A 13,672-nucleotide genomic window follows, 5' to 3' on the forward strand; every position below is an offset into this window, starting at 1 on the left:
GGGGCCTCCAGAGACAGCATTTAGAACGATTGGTTGGAGATGGCCAACGAGTTGCTTTGTTGGTTACCCACACCAGCCGCCACGTTGACGCCCAGGTTGCCACTGCCGCCATTCACCGAACCGCTCAGGGTTGCAGTGTTGGTCACAGGGTTGGCCCAGCCAGTTGGAGTCAGCACTTGATAAGAGTAGGTGTTGCTCAAATCATAAGAGCTGCTTTCACTGTAGCTTTTCGCTTTTGCGTACTCAGACTCGGACGATTTACTGCCCGATTTTTCGTACGAGGAGTCAGACGACTTCGTGTACGACTTGTCGTAGGATTTTTCGAACGACGAATCGCGAGACCTGTCGTAGGAAGAATCGCGCGATTTGTCGTACGAGGATTCGTGCGATCTGTCATACGACTTGTCTATCGATGCATCAAGCGTTGCGTCGAGCGATGCGTTAAACGATGCGTCGGAAGAACTGCTGCGAGTGCGGTCGCCCCAGCCGTTATTGACGGTAGAGGAGTTGGAAGCCGCCGCAGTAGCGTCCAACGTAGCGTTCAACGAAGCATTCAACGAAGCACTCGAAGAACCGCTTGCACTGCTGCTGTTGGAACCGCTGGCATTGCTGCTGTTGGAACCGCTCGCATTACTGCTGTGAGAACCGCTTATATCAACGCTTTTTGAACCGCTGGCGTCATAGCTTTTGGAACCGGCTTTGTTCCAGCTGGAAGAAGCGCTTTGACTGCCGCTCGCCTCAAACGACTTATCTTTAGAGAAACTGCCGCTCGCCGTATTGGTAACGGTGATGGTATCCACACGATAAGTCCGATCGGCGTTGTTATTCACAACCAGGCCAGGACCGTTTTGATTGGCGGAGGCGGTGGCGGTTGCGTTGCCGAGTGGGGCATTGGTGTTGGCAATTGCCATGGTGTTTTTCTGCTGGTTCAGATCGCCGCCAGCAATGTTGACACCCATATTGCCGCTGCTGCCGCCGCCGGATCCGCTCATAACGGCAGAGTTGGTAGCGCCAAAGTTGTCGACGCGGTTATTTCTGCTGACTTGCCTGACGTCAGCGGTGGCAGTGGCCATGCCGAACACAAAGCTGTTGTCGATCGCGGCGTTGTCGGAGGCAGCGTTTGCGATGGCGGCGGCGTTGTCTTGCTGGTTGCCGGCACCGGCCGCCACGTTGACACCGACGTTACCGCTCGAGCCAGAGGCCGAACTGCTCATCTCGGCTGAGTTTTGTGTCCCTTCATTCCAGATGCTGTTGTCGGCACTGGTCTGCCTGTCCGTTGCTTCGGCAGTCGCGTTGATAGGGACCATTCTTGCAGGAGGGGTTTGTTGGCCGCCGTTGTGATGGCCATGGTGGTTGCCACGCCGATCGTTTTGCCCAGCTTGTACAGCTACAGCCATGACCGCAGCAATTGCGAAAACCAGAGGCTTTAGTGCCATCGAAGGTTTCATGGTGATTCTCCGTACTTATTTTAGGTTAAGTGTTGTTTCCTACCTTTTTGGGTCAATCCGCGACCCGTACGCTCAGGGTGTTGGCCGTTCGGTTTCCCACCCCGGCGCTCTGATTCAACTGGATCACCCCACGGCTACCGGTGAAAGCCTGGTCACTGGTAGTGACCTGGCGAAAGCCTGGTGCAGAGTCAGTTGGATCGGAGTTGTTGAGCAGCGCCACGTTCTGTTGCATGAGGACGCTGTCGTCGATACTTTGCGGCTGCGTACTGATGCTGATACGCAGTGCGTTGGCTTGCTGGTTGCTCGCGCCCGTGCTCTGGTTGACACCCAGTACGCCGTTGCCGTGGCTGAAGGAGTCGCCCTGTATGTTGGACTGGGCATCAATTCTGGGGTCGACTTGTGTGCGCAAACGCTGGCGAATCTGAGTGGTCGCACTGGCGTTGGTACCAATGGCGATGGCCCGGGCGTTGGCCTGTTGCTGAAAATCGCCCGCCGCCTGGTTGACTGTGAGGTTGCCTTGGTACTGCATGCCCGAACCGTCGATGCTGGCGTTGTTGATGACGGGAGGTTGGGCAAAGGTCGATGCACTGCAAAACATGGCGATCATCAGCAGCGAACGATTCATCTTAACGGTCTCCCGTCATGATTTTCAGAGCACCCAGGCCTTGCTGGACGTTTGAATTGACCATATTGGCAATACCGTTGCCCGCATTTCCCGAACGTCCGGCAGGGAGGTTGGAAAGTTGGCTCTGGTTGCTGATGTTGCCGCCCAGGTTGTTGGTGTTCTGAGTGACCAGGCGGTTGATGCCTGCACCACTGGCAACGTTGGCAAAGTCGCCGTCGCTCAACTCGTTTGTTTGCTGGAGGATTTGTCTGGACGGGTTGGCGTTGACGGTCGTGGGGTTAGGGTCGGGAATCAACGGTGGAATAGTTGCGTTGCGCGGCTGGACATCACGTTTGATAAGAATGATGCCGTTTTCAGCCTGTACAGGCAGGCAGACACTTGAGCCCAGTGCGCATCCGATCAGCAGGAAGCTAAAGATGCGCTTATCAAATTTCCCCACGGCGGCAATTCCTTCTGTAAGTGAACGCTGGCCCTTATCAGCGTTACGAGGTAGAGAGCAGAAGGTGTGCCGCTTTCTGGTTTTCTTTTATAAACAGTGGGTTGGATTTAATTGTCGAGGTAGTCAAAAAAATTTTGTAACGCCACTGAGACAGAGCCACGCCAAAGCGCGGCCGATGCGGGCGGCATTGCTCGTCAGGGGCGTTGAAGGCTGGTTGTATCAGTGGCTTAACACTTTCTGGCTGGAACACTCGGGGTGCTTTAGCACGCGGGTTTGCGCAGGAATGGGTGTTTCAGGAGTGGACAGTTGCGGCAGGGCGGGGTACTGCGGGTCAGGCGTTGAGCAAGCGCGTCACTGCTTCGAATGCCGCGTCCTTGCGCTGTTTCCAGTCACCTTGCAGTACCTGACAAGGTTGGCGGTGCAGGTCAAGCCATTCACGGCTGGCCTGGAAAAACGCCTGGCGCTCTGCCAGTTGCGGTTGGCAACGCTGCCCGTCGTCATGCCAAGGCACAGTTTCAGGGCTCAGCAGCAAATGCAGGTCGTAGTGCCGTGCCAGCAATGCTTGCTCTATCCATGTCGGGCAAGTGCCAAACAAGGTGCGACTCCAAAGGATATTACTCAAGAGGTGCGTATCGAGAATCAGCAGTGACGGTTGCCTGGCACGTGCTTCGTCTTCCCACGTCAGCTGGCCATGCGCAATCGATGAAATGTCATCGTAGCGGGTTTCGCGGGCTTCGCTTTCGATAAAGTGCCGAACGTACTCACCGACCAATATGCCGCCAAAATTGGCGTGAATCTCGCCTGAAAGCCAGCTTTTACCGCTGGATTCCGGGCCCGCGAGCACCAGCACCTTCATGCGCGCAAGGCCGGGTCGGCGCGCCATTCACGCCAACCTTGAACGGCCAGCAGCAGGAACAGTGCATAGAGGGCGGCGGTCAAGTACATGTCTTTATAAATGAACAGCCCGACGAAAATCACATCGACGGCGATCCACAACGGCCAGCATTGCACGCGTTTTTGCGCCATCCATAACTGCGCCACAAGGCTGAACCCGGTCAGCGCGGCGTCAAGCCACGGCTGGGCGGCATCTGTCCAGTGCGCCATGGCGGCGCCCAGCAGCAGACTGCCGAGGGCGCCGGCCGCAAGGCCCAATGCTATCGATTTCCCATCGAGCCGGCTGACCTGCCGGCCGGTATTCGCCTCACCCGCGCGGGTCCATTGCCACCAGCCGTAGAGCTGTAGAGCGGCGTAGATCACTTGCAGGAGCATGTCCGAATACAGCTTCACTTCAAAAAAGATCCAGCTATAAAGCAGCACCATGACCAGGCCGATGGGCCAGCACCAAGGGTTCTGTTTGACCGTCAACCAGACGGCAATCACGCCGAGGGTGGCGGCAAACAGTTCAAGCCCGGACATGGAGGTTCCTTGGGGAAAACGAAAGAGGGTGGCGGATTGTACCGGCAGGCGACGCCAAGTAGAACCGGCTCACGCGGTCTGTAGCAGCTGCCGAGCAGCGCGAGGCTGCGTTCGGCAGCTGCTACAAGGGTGTTGTTACACCCGGAACTGTTTGAGCAGGCCGTTCAACTGCTCGCTCAAGTCCTTGAGCCGCACACTGGCCACGCTCGACTGCTCCGCTGCCAGTGCGGTGCTGTGGGATAACCCCGCGGCCTGGGTGACATTCTGATTGATGTCTTCCACCACATGGGCTTGTTGCAGGGTCGCACTGGCGATCGATGCGTTCAGCCCGTTGAGGTTGCGCAGCGCCTGGCCGATTGCATTCAGGCTGGCGCCGGCCAGACCGGCCTGTTCGATGGTCAGTTGCGAGGCTCGGCTGCTGTCGCCGATCACTTTGACCGCCGCTTCGGAGTGCGTTTGCAGGCGTTCGATCATCGACTGGATTTCCGCCGTGGACTTCTGGGTACGCTGGGCCAACAGGCGCACTTCATCGGCCACCACCGCAAAGCCTCGACCTTGCTCACCCGCACGGGCGGCCTCGATGGCGGCGTTGAGGGCCAGCAGGTTGGTTTGCTCGGCGATGGAGCGGATCACCTCCAGGACACTGCCAATCTGGGTGCTTTCAGCCGCCAGGGTGCGAATCACTTCCACGGCTTGATCGATGGTGCCGGACAGTTTGTCGATCTGCTGCAAGCTGCCATCAATGTTGATCTGCCCCTGCTGCGCCTGGGATTCGGCATCGCGCATTTCGCTGGCCGCATGCTCGGCATTCTTGGCCACGTCCTGCACGCCATAAGTCACTTCGTTGATCGCGGTCGCCACCAGCTCCATTTGCTGGGACTGTTGCTGACTGCGTTGCTGGGCCTGGGTGGCGTCGTTGCCCAGTTCTCTGGACGACTGTCCCAGGGCACTGGCGGACACTTGCAACTCACTGATGACCAGGCGCAGTTTGGCGGTGAAGGCATTGAAATGCCGGGCCAACTGAGTGACTTCATCCTGGCCATGGGTGTCGAGGTTGCGGGTCAGGTCGCTTTCACCGCTGGCGATATTGGCCATGGCGTTCACCGTGGCCTGCAGCGGACGCACGATGCTGCGAGCGATCATGATCACCAGCAACGCCATGATCAGCGCAATCACCAGGCCGACAAAAGACGCTTTCCAGACCTGGCCATAGAACTCGGCCTGCATGTCATCGATGTACACGCCGGAGCCGATCACCCAGCCCCAAGGTTCGAACAATTTGACGTAGGAGGTTTTTCCGACCGGGTCGCTGGCGCCCGGCTTAGGCCAGCGGTAGTTGACCGTGCCAGCGCCTTTCGCCTTGGCGACGGCCACCATTTCGTTGAACAGTGCAAAACCGTCCGGGTCGCGTATTGCCGAGAGGTTCTGCCCATCGAGTTTTGGGTTGGCGGGGTGCATCACCATCACTGGCGTCAGATCGTTGATCCAGAAATAGTCGTTCTGGTCATAACGCAGCCCGCGCACGGTGGTCAGCGCCTGCTTCTGAGCGGCATCGCGGGTGAGCGTGCCGGCGGTTTCCAGGCCGTGGTAGTAAGTCAGAATGCCGCTGGCGGTCTGCACCACGTGCTGGGTTTTCTGGGCTTTTGCTTGGTAAAGGTCGCTATGGATCTGCTTGAGCATCAACACGCCCAAAGTCAGTAACATCACCACCGACACGACCAAGATGAGCCACAAGCGTCGGCTGATCGACACACTGCGCAAGGTGTTCATAACGCTGTCACTCCGATTTCTTTTTCTTGTAATAAACGATTGCCAGCATCCAACCATGCTTTGCCGGTCGGGCATATGCGACCCAAGTCTCATTACGCGGCAGCGTTATCCGGGCTTGTCTGATAGGATTTCGGCCCCGCGCGGAAAAACCTGAATCCAAGTTGATTTTTCACGGAATTTTTACCGCTCCGTCTGGATCCTTTGCGCGCGGGACTTCAGCTACGCTTGGCGCGATGAACGCTTAAAAAAAACTAATGGGGCATGCCTTGGCGCATCGCCTTTGGGGGATTGATGGAACTTTGGACCGCCTTGCAGGCATTGATTCTAGGCGTTGTAGAAGGGCTGACGGAGTTTTTGCCCATTTCCAGTACCGGCCACCAAATCATTGTGGCGGACTTGCTCAACTTTGGTGGCGAGCGCGCCATGGCCTTCAATATCATTATCCAGCTCGGGGCGATCCTTGCGGTGGTGTGGGAGTTTCGCCGCAAGATCTTCGACGTGGTCGTCGGCTTGCCGACACAACCAAACGCCCGGCGTTTTACCGCAAACCTGTTGATCGCTTTCCTGCCCGCAGTGGTGTTGGGGGTGATTTTTGCCGATCTGATCCACGAATACCTGTTCAACCCGATCACCGTAGCCACGGCCTTGGTCGTGGGTGGGGTCGTGATGTTGTGGGCGGAGCAGCGTCAGCACGAAGTGCATGCCCACACGGTCGACGAAATCACCTGGAAAGACGCCTTGAAAGTCGGTTTCGCCCAGTGCCTGGCCATGATTCCCGGGACCTCGCGTTCTGGCTCGACCATCATTGGCGGCTTGTTGTTCGGGCTGTCGCGCAAGACGGCCACCGAGTTCTCGTTCTTCCTGGCGATGCCGACCATGGTCGGTGCGGCGGTGTATTCAGGCTACAAATACCGCGACCTGTTCGTGCCGGCTGATCTTCCGGTGTTCGCGATCGGGTTCGTCACCGCGTTCATCTTCGCGATGATTGCCGTCAGAGGCTTGCTGGTGTTCATCGGCACTCACAGCTACGCGGCGTTCGCCTGGTATCGCATCGCGTTCGGCCTGTTCATCCTGGCCACCTGGCAGTTCGGTTGGGTCGATTGGGCCGCCGCACGCCCATGAATGACTGCAGCGCGCGCAACAACCCCGGACGCAGGTCCGGGGGCGAGCGGGTCCAGCATCCTCGGCTGAAACTGCTGGTGTTGGCGATCCTGTGCGCGCTGCCGCTGACGGGCTCGATGTCGTTGTGGCTGCAGGGGGTATCGCTGATTCCGCTGGCGGCCTACGGTATCGTCAGCGTGCTGGCGTTCTTTCTGTACTGGAGCGACAAGCGCAAGGCTCGCGCCGACAGCTGGCGGACACCGGAGAACGTGTTGCACGCGGTGGAGCTGGCGGGCGGTTGGCCGGGTGCCTTGCTGGCCCAGCAAGTGTTTCGGCACAAGACCCGCAAGGTCTCGTTTCAGCTGGTGTTCTGGCTCATTGTGCTGATGCACCAGGTGTTCTGGATCGACCAGCTGTTCCTCGGCGCCCATCTGTTTGCATTGTTCTAAAAGAAAGGATTTTAAAGCAGCAAGCTGACCTGGGTGCGCTTGGGTAGCTTGCTCACCACCAATTGGTGGGAACGTTTCAGCAACGCCTGCAGTTCCTCGGGGCCCAGCGGGTAGGGCGTTTGCATGATGATCCACTGAGCCCGCGCCAGGTACGGCGCCGGGTGAATGCCCGGGCGGTCGCAATGCCCGAGAAACAGATCCTTGTCGACCTTGAACGCCAAGGAGTCGCCGCGCAGGTTCTGCAAGGCGAACATCTTGTTCCCGGCAATCGAAAACACTCGAACGCCTCCCCATTTGTAGTCTTCCCGCGCGCCGGGCAGCGCGAGACAGAATTGCGCGACGTCCTCTTCGCTCATGCGTCCAGCCTTCATATCAATCGGTCCCCACAGGCATTGAATGATTCGATCAGATGGTCGATCCAGGCCCGCACGGCCGGCATCACCCCGCGCCGATGAGGGTAGACCGCTTGCAGCCAGCCGCCAGGCAACGACCAGTCGGGCAGTAGCTGCACCAGCGAACCATTTTCCAGTTCCTGTTCGCAGTACATCATCGGCAGCATGGTGAACCCCTGGCCGGCGAGCGTGCAGGCCTTGCGCACGATGAAATCGTCGATGCCCAATCGAGCTTCCAGGCTCAAGTCGTAGCTTTTGCCCTGCTGATCGAGCATGCGAATGTGCACCATGCGGTCGGCTTCCAGCGCGCCGAGCACCGGCAAGGTTTTCAGGTCTTCGGGATGGTTGATCTCACGGCCGTGCAGGAAGGCCGGGCTGGCGACCATCGCCATCTGCGCCTGGCGCAAGCGACGGGTCACCAGCAGCGGATCTTCATCGCCCAACTCACGGACACGCAGGGCGACATCGACGCCTTCGGTCACCAGGTCGACCCGGCGATTGAGCAGCATGACTTCCAGTTGTACCTGGGGGTGTTTTTCGAGGAATCGACTGATCACCGTCGGCAGCATTTCGTGGGCCAGCCCGACGGGGCAGGACACCCGCAAGCGTCCTCGGGGTTCGCTGGACATACTGGCCACGGCTTCATCGGCCATCTCGGCTTCCAGCAGCATCGCCTGACAGTGCCGCAGGTAACGTTCACCCACCGCCGTCAACTTGAGCTGCCGGGTGGTACGTTGCAGCAGGCGTGCGCCGAGGCGTTCTTCCAGCTCGGCAATGCGTCGCGACAACCGGGACTTGGGAATTCCCAGCAAACGCCCGGCTGCGGCGAAGCCGCCGGCTTCGACCACCTTGGCGAAATAGTAGAGGTCGTTGAGGTCTTGCATGATTGGAAATCCGATTGTTCTATCAGTGGGACGAACTATCGCATTGTTGCGGGCTAATCAGCTATTGGTTTCATCTGTAGGATCCTCCCCATCAGATCGCCCGGTGGCGATCCTCACCTGGAGATCCCTTATGAAACTGTTGCATATCGATTCGAGCATTCTTGGTGACAACTCGGCTTCCCGTCTGCTGAGCAGCGAAGTCGTCAAAGCCTGGCAAGCCGCCGAGCCAACCGCGGTGGTGACCTACCGCGACCTGGCCGCCGATGCCATCAGCCATTTCTCCGCCACCACCCTGGTTGCCGCCGGCACCACCGCTGAACTTCGCAACGCCGCGCAACAGCACGAAGCCGAACTGAGCGCCACCACCCTGGCCGAATTCCTCGCCGCCGACGCCGTTGTTATTGCAGCGCCGATGTACAACTTCACCATTCCGACCCAACTCAAAGCCTGGATCGACCGCATCGCCGTTGCCGGTCAAACCTTCCGCTACACCGAAGCCGGCCCTGAAGGCCTGTGCGGTGGCAAGAAAGTCGTGATCGTCTCGACGTCCGGCGGTCTGCATGCCGGTCAGGCGACTGGCGTTGCGCACGAAGAGTACTTGAAGGTGCTGTTCGGCTTCATCGGCATCACCGACATTGAGTTTGTTCGCGCCCATGGCCTGGCCTACGGTGACGAAGTGCGCACCAAAGCCATGAGCGATGCTCACACGCAAATCAGCGAGCAACTGTTCGCCGCCGCGTAAGACTTGCGTAAAGAGCTCAAACAGCTCAAGCACCACCCCAAAAACTCTGTATTCTGATCACGCAAGTGCCAGATACGGAGTTTTTTGTTTCTGGTCATTACAGATTGTGGCCCGGGTTATGCAGTCGAGGGTTACCGACTCCGGTTCAGTGACAAGGTGGGGCATCCCATGGTGCGTCTTTGTGCAACGTTTCTGATATGCCTGCTCAGCAGCCTGAATTCAGTGCACGCCGCGCCTGCGCCGCATCCTCACTGGAGCGTCGGCTTCCATGAGATGAGTTTTCTCGACCCCTTGGATTTGCAGCCGATGCGCGCCATCGCGTTCTATCCCTCGAGCGACCGGGAACATACCAGCAAAATCGAGGGTTACACAGTCGAGGCAGGCGAGGACACCCGCGTCGCCATGGGCCGTTTCCCGATGCTGATGCTGTCTCACGGCAACACCGGAACCCCGCTGGCGTTGCACGACCTCGCCACCTCGCTGGCACGTAAAGGGTTTGTGGTGGTGGCGGTGATCCATCCCGGCGACAACTCCAAAGACCACAGCCGCCTCGGTACGTTGAGTAACCTTTACGGCCGGCCCATCCAGATTTCCGAAGCCATTACCGCGACCCTGGGCGACCGTATGCTCGCGCCTTTCGTCAATGCCGAACAGGTCGGCGTGATCGGTTATTCGGCGGGCGGCGAGACCGCGTTGATCCTGTCCGGCGCAACGCCTGACCTGGATCGTCTGCGCCGTTACTGCCAGGAACGCCCGGACGACCGCGATGCCTGCAACACCCAAGGCGAGCTGATTGTCGACCGTGATGACTTGCAACCCGTGGCGGACCCGCGCGTGCATGCCTTGCTGCTGATGGCGCCGCTGAGCCTGAAATTCGGCCGCCACACCCTGGCTGACGTACATGTGCCAGTGCTGCTCTACAGCGGCGATGGCGACAAACTGGTGGCGTTCGACAAAAACGCCGCCGCCCTGGCGCGCAAACTGCCAATCGCACCGGACTTCAAATTGCTGGCGGGGGCAGGGCACTTCGTGTTCATGGCGCCGTGCAACGAAGAGCAGATCGCCGCCATGCCGGCTCTGTGCACCGATGCCGACGGCGTCGACCGCGAAGACATCCATCGCAACATGGTGTCCGAAGCCGGGCGGTTCTTCTCGCATGCACTGGGAAAGCCGACTCGGGCCGGGATGCAGACCGCGGATCAGTAATTTCCCCGCCACCCCTGTGGGAGCCTCCTCGCGATAGCGGTGAATGTTCTACCGCCATCGCGAGCAGGCTCCCGCAGTGGATAGCGGCGTCAGCTTGTTGCGCGGCGTTTGAGTAATAAGGTCACGCCGAGCCCGGTCACCGACAACAGCGCCGCACTAAAGAAAATCCACGAATACCCCAGGTTCAACGCTACCGCGCCCATCAACGGCCCGGCAATTGCCAGTGCCAGATCGAAAAACACCGCATAAGCACTCAAACCCGCGCCGCGACTGGAGTTGGGCACTTGTTTGATCGCTTCAACCCCCAGTGCGGGATACACCAGCGACAGCCCGAACCCGGCCAGCCCCGCGCCGATCAGCGCATAGGCGGTGGAGGGTGCGAGCCACAGCAGCACCAAGCCCACCGTTTCAACGCTCATGCAGGCAATCGCCGAGGTGAAGCCGCCGAAACGGCTGATCGCTGAGATAAACAGCAAGCGCGACAAAATAAAGCAGATCCCGAAAACCGTCAGACAATAGGCCGCGCCGCTCCAGCCACGGCTGACGTAATACAAGGTGATAAAGGTCGTCAGGGTGCCGTAACCGATGGAGGCCAGGCTCAGGCTGGCACCGAATGGCGCGATGCGTCCGAACACCGCCCAGAACGGCAGGCGCTCGCCGCGAATCACCGGCACCGAGGGTTTATTGCGGATCAGCAACAAGGCGGCCAGGGCCAGCAGTGACAGCGCGATCCCCAGGCTGGCAAAACCGTACTCGGCGACCATCACCACGCCCAGCGGCGCGCCGATCGCAATGGCACCGTAAGACGCAATGCCGTTCCACGAAATCGAGCGCGCGGTGTGCTCCGCACCGACCTGGCCCATGCACCAACTGATCGTGCCCACGCCAATCAAGCCCTGGGCGATGCCGAGCAACAAGCGTCCGGCGATCAGGATCAACAGGCTCAGCAGTGGAAAGCTTTGCAGCAAGGTTGAAATCAACGTCAGCATACCGCTCAGCACAATCCCCGACAGGCCGTAAACAATCGCCCGTTTGGTGCCGATGGTGTCTGACATGCGCCCGGCCATCGGGCGGCTGAGCAGGGTGGCCAGGTATTGGGAGCCAATGGTCAGCCCCGCGATGATCGCGCTGAAACCCAGCTGTTCATGGACATAGCCAGGTATCACCGCAATCGGCAGGCCGATGCAAAGGAAGGCAATAAACGTATAGAAAACGATGGAGACGATCTGCTGGGTGATCGCCATGGAGCTTTGCGTTGGCAGTTGCTGCACAGACATGACGGCTCGTTCGCGGGCGGCGGTGGGAGAGCTGCATCATGGCTTGGGTGGGAAATAAAAGGAAGCAGGCTAACTATATCGGGCCTCGAATTTTGCTGTGCTATTGAGGGCCTCTTCGCGAGCAAGCCCGCTCCCACCTTGAAATGCGTCCCCTGTGGGAGCGGGCTTGCTCGCGAAGAGGCCCTCAGTACCAACGCATTCCTACAACCCTGAAATGCAAAAAGCCCCGTCACAAGGACAGGGCTTTTCATTTATAGCGAACGCTTAGAACACAACGCCCTGGCTACGCAGGTAGTCATCATAAGTACCGCTGAAGTCGATCACGCCGCTAGGGCTCAACTCGATGATGCGGGTGGCCAGGGACGATACGAACTCGCGGTCGTGGCTGACGAAGATCAGCGTGCCCGGGTAGTTTTCCAGCGCCAGGTTCAGCGCCTCGATGGATTCCATGTCCAAGTGGTTGGTCGGTTCGTCCATGATCAGCACGTTCGGCTTTTGCAGGATCAGCTTGCCGAACAGCATGCGACCTTGCTCACCACCGGAGATGACCTTGACCGACTTGAGGATCTCGTCGTTGGAGAACAGCATGCGGCCGAGGGTGCCGCGAACGATTTGCTCGCCGCCCTGGGTCCACTGGCCCATCCAGTCGAACAGGTTGCAGTCGTCTTCGAAGTCGTGCGCGTGGTCCTGGGCGTAGTAGCCCAGTTCTGCGGCGTCGGTCCACTTCACGGTGCCGGCATCCGGGGTCAGTTCGTTGACCAGGGTGCGCAGCAGGGTGGTTTTACCGATACCGTTCGGGCCGATGATCGCGACGCGTTCGCCAGCTTCAACCTGGAAGCTGAAGTCCTTGAACAGCGGCTTGCCGTCGAAGCCTTTGGCCATGCGCTCGACGATGACCGCCTGGCGGTGCAGCTTCTTGGTTTGTTCGAAGCGGATGAACGGGCTCACACGGCTCGAAGGCTTGACCTCGGCCAGTTGGATCTTGTCGATCGCCTTGGCGCGGGAAGTAGCCTGCTTGGCTTTCGAGGCGTTGGCCGAGAAGCGGCTGACGAACGATTGCAGCTCGGAAATCTGCGCTTTCTTCTTGGCGTTGTCCGACAGCAGTTGCTCGCGGGACTGGGTCGCCACGGTCATGTACTCGTCGTAATTGCCCGGGAACAGACGCAACTCGCCGTAATCGAGGTCAGCCATGTGAGTGCACACGCTGTTCAGGAAGTGACGGTCGTGAGAGATGATGATCATCAGGCTGGAGCGCTGGGTCAGAATGTTTTCCAGCCAGCGGATGGTGTTGATGTCCAGGTGGTTGGTCGGTTCGTCGAGCAACAGCACTTCAGGATCGGAGAACAGCGCTTGAGCCAGCAATACGCGCAGTTTCCAGCCCGGGGACACTTCGCTCATCGGGCCGAAGTGCTGCTCGATGCCGATACCCAGGCCCAGCAGCAATTCACCGGCACGGGATTCGGCGGTGTAGCCGTCCATTTCGGCGAACTCGGTTTCCAGTTCGGCCACGGCCATGCCGTCTTCTTCAGTCATTTCCGGCAGCGAGTAGATACGGTCGCGCTCGGCTTTAACCTTCCACAGCTCTTCGTGACCCATGATCACGGTGTCGATGACGGTGAATTCTTCGTAGGCGAACTGGTCCTGGCGCAATTTACCCAGACGCACGTTCGGTTCGAGCATGACCTGGCCGCCGGACGGCTCAAGGTCGCCACCGAGGATTTTCATGAAGGTCGACTTGCCGCAACCGTTGGCGCCGATCAGACCGTAGCGGTTGCCCGCGGCGAATTTGACCGAAACGTTTTCGAATAGCGGCTTGGCGCCGAACTGCATCGTGATGTTAGCTGTAGAGATCAAAGGTTTTTCCTGCGAAGCATTCAGAGTAGCTAGGGTTGCGGCAGTACCGATTCAGTACCCGTTTCCGGT

14 protein-coding genes are annotated in these 13,672 nt (G+C 59.0%); 4 read left to right on the plus strand and 10 right to left on the minus strand.

Annotation, left to right across the window (positions count from 1 at the left end; all coding sequences use genetic code 11):
* Window positions 1-20 precede the first annotated feature (20 nt).
* The 6 genes from fapC to ACA051_RS14795 all read right to left on the minus strand — a co-directional run bounded on the left by fapC (window position 21) and on the right by ACA051_RS14795 (window position 5,698).
* Entirely contained in the window at window positions 21-1,448 is a 1,428-nt protein-coding gene (gene fapC / locus ACA051_RS14770; RefSeq protein ID WP_497375433.1) for an amyloid-like fimbrin subunit FapC, read from the minus strand.
* A gap of 52 nt (window positions 1,449-1,500) precedes the next feature.
* Window positions 1,501-2,073: a fibril amyloid subunit FapB gene (gene fapB, locus ACA051_RS14775; protein ID WP_497375435.1), complete on the minus strand. Its 573-nt coding sequence runs from the start codon at window positions 2,071-2,073 to the stop codon at window positions 1,501-1,503.
* Between the two features lies 1 nt (window position 2,074).
* Complete coding sequence (gene fapA / locus ACA051_RS14780; RefSeq protein ID WP_497310452.1) at window positions 2,075-2,512, minus strand: functional amyloid chaperone FapA; 438 nt, start codon at window positions 2,510-2,512, stop codon at window positions 2,075-2,077.
* A gap of 331 nt (window positions 2,513-2,843) precedes the next feature.
* Window positions 2,844-3,368 carry an AAA family ATPase gene (locus tag ACA051_RS14785; RefSeq protein ID WP_497375563.1) on the minus strand — a complete coding sequence of 175 codons (525 nt, stop codon included), beginning with the start codon at window positions 3,366-3,368 and terminating at the stop codon, window positions 2,844-2,846.
* On the minus strand, window positions 3,365-3,928 hold the full coding sequence (gene pnuC / locus ACA051_RS14790; RefSeq protein WP_497310453.1) for a nicotinamide riboside transporter PnuC: 564 nt from the start codon (window positions 3,926-3,928) through the stop codon (window positions 3,365-3,367). Before pnuC ends, ACA051_RS14785 begins: the two co-directional genes overlap by 4 nt.
* Window positions 3,929-4,063: 135 nt before the next feature.
* A complete protein-coding gene (locus ACA051_RS14795; RefSeq protein ID WP_497375437.1) occupies window positions 4,064-5,698 on the minus strand; it encodes a methyl-accepting chemotaxis protein in 1,635 nt (544 codons plus the stop codon).
* Between the two features lie 291 nt (window positions 5,699-5,989).
* On the opposite strand from ACA051_RS14795, the gene ACA051_RS14800 reads away from it, so the two are divergent.
* Together ACA051_RS14800 and ACA051_RS14805 are read left to right on the plus strand one after the other, a co-directional pair.
* Entirely contained in the window at window positions 5,990-6,820 is an 831-nt protein-coding gene (locus ACA051_RS14800; RefSeq protein ID WP_497310455.1) for an undecaprenyl-diphosphate phosphatase, read from the plus strand.
* Window positions 6,817-7,248, plus strand: a complete 432-nt coding sequence (locus ACA051_RS14805) for a DUF1294 domain-containing protein (RefSeq protein WP_497375439.1) — start codon at window positions 6,817-6,819, stop codon at window positions 7,246-7,248. Before ACA051_RS14800 ends, ACA051_RS14805 begins: the two co-directional genes overlap by 4 nt.
* A gap of 11 nt (window positions 7,249-7,259) precedes the next feature.
* Here ACA051_RS14805 and ACA051_RS14810 read toward each other — a convergent pair whose 3' ends face one another.
* On the minus strand, window positions 7,260-7,619 hold the full coding sequence (locus tag ACA051_RS14810; protein WP_497310457.1) for an MmcQ/YjbR family DNA-binding protein: 360 nt from the start codon (window positions 7,617-7,619) through the stop codon (window positions 7,260-7,262).
* Window positions 7,616-8,524 carry a LysR substrate-binding domain-containing protein gene (locus ACA051_RS14815; RefSeq protein ID WP_109630931.1) on the minus strand — a complete coding sequence of 303 codons (909 nt, stop codon included), beginning with the start codon at window positions 8,522-8,524 and terminating at the stop codon, window positions 7,616-7,618. The genes ACA051_RS14810 and ACA051_RS14815 overlap by 4 nt, the downstream gene beginning before the upstream one ends.
* A gap of 130 nt (window positions 8,525-8,654) precedes the next feature.
* Here ACA051_RS14815 and ACA051_RS14820 point away from each other — a divergent pair, with 130 nt between their 5' ends.
* Both ACA051_RS14820 and ACA051_RS14825 read left to right on the plus strand, forming a co-directional pair.
* A complete protein-coding gene (locus ACA051_RS14820; RefSeq protein ID WP_077747806.1) occupies window positions 8,655-9,266 on the plus strand; it encodes an FMN-dependent NADH-azoreductase in 612 nt (203 codons plus the stop codon).
* 168 nt (window positions 9,267-9,434) lie between these two features.
* A complete protein-coding gene (locus ACA051_RS14825; RefSeq protein WP_497375441.1) occupies window positions 9,435-10,472 on the plus strand; it encodes an alpha/beta hydrolase family protein in 1,038 nt (345 codons plus the stop codon).
* An 89-nt stretch (window positions 10,473-10,561) separates the two neighbouring features.
* On the opposite strand, the gene ACA051_RS14830 is transcribed toward ACA051_RS14825, so the two are convergent.
* The gene (locus ACA051_RS14830) at window positions 10,562-11,749 is read right to left on the minus strand and encodes an MFS transporter (RefSeq protein ID WP_497375443.1); all 1,188 of its coding nucleotides are present in this window, start codon (window positions 11,747-11,749) and stop codon (window positions 10,562-10,564) included.
* A gap of 264 nt (window positions 11,750-12,013) precedes the next feature.
* Entirely contained in the window at window positions 12,014-13,603 is a 1,590-nt protein-coding gene (locus ACA051_RS14835) for an ABC-F family ATPase (RefSeq protein WP_140668786.1), read from the minus strand.
* Window positions 13,604-13,672: the final 69 nt, after the last annotated feature.

This window comes from Pseudomonas sp. LBUM1669, from assembly GCF_059695705.1.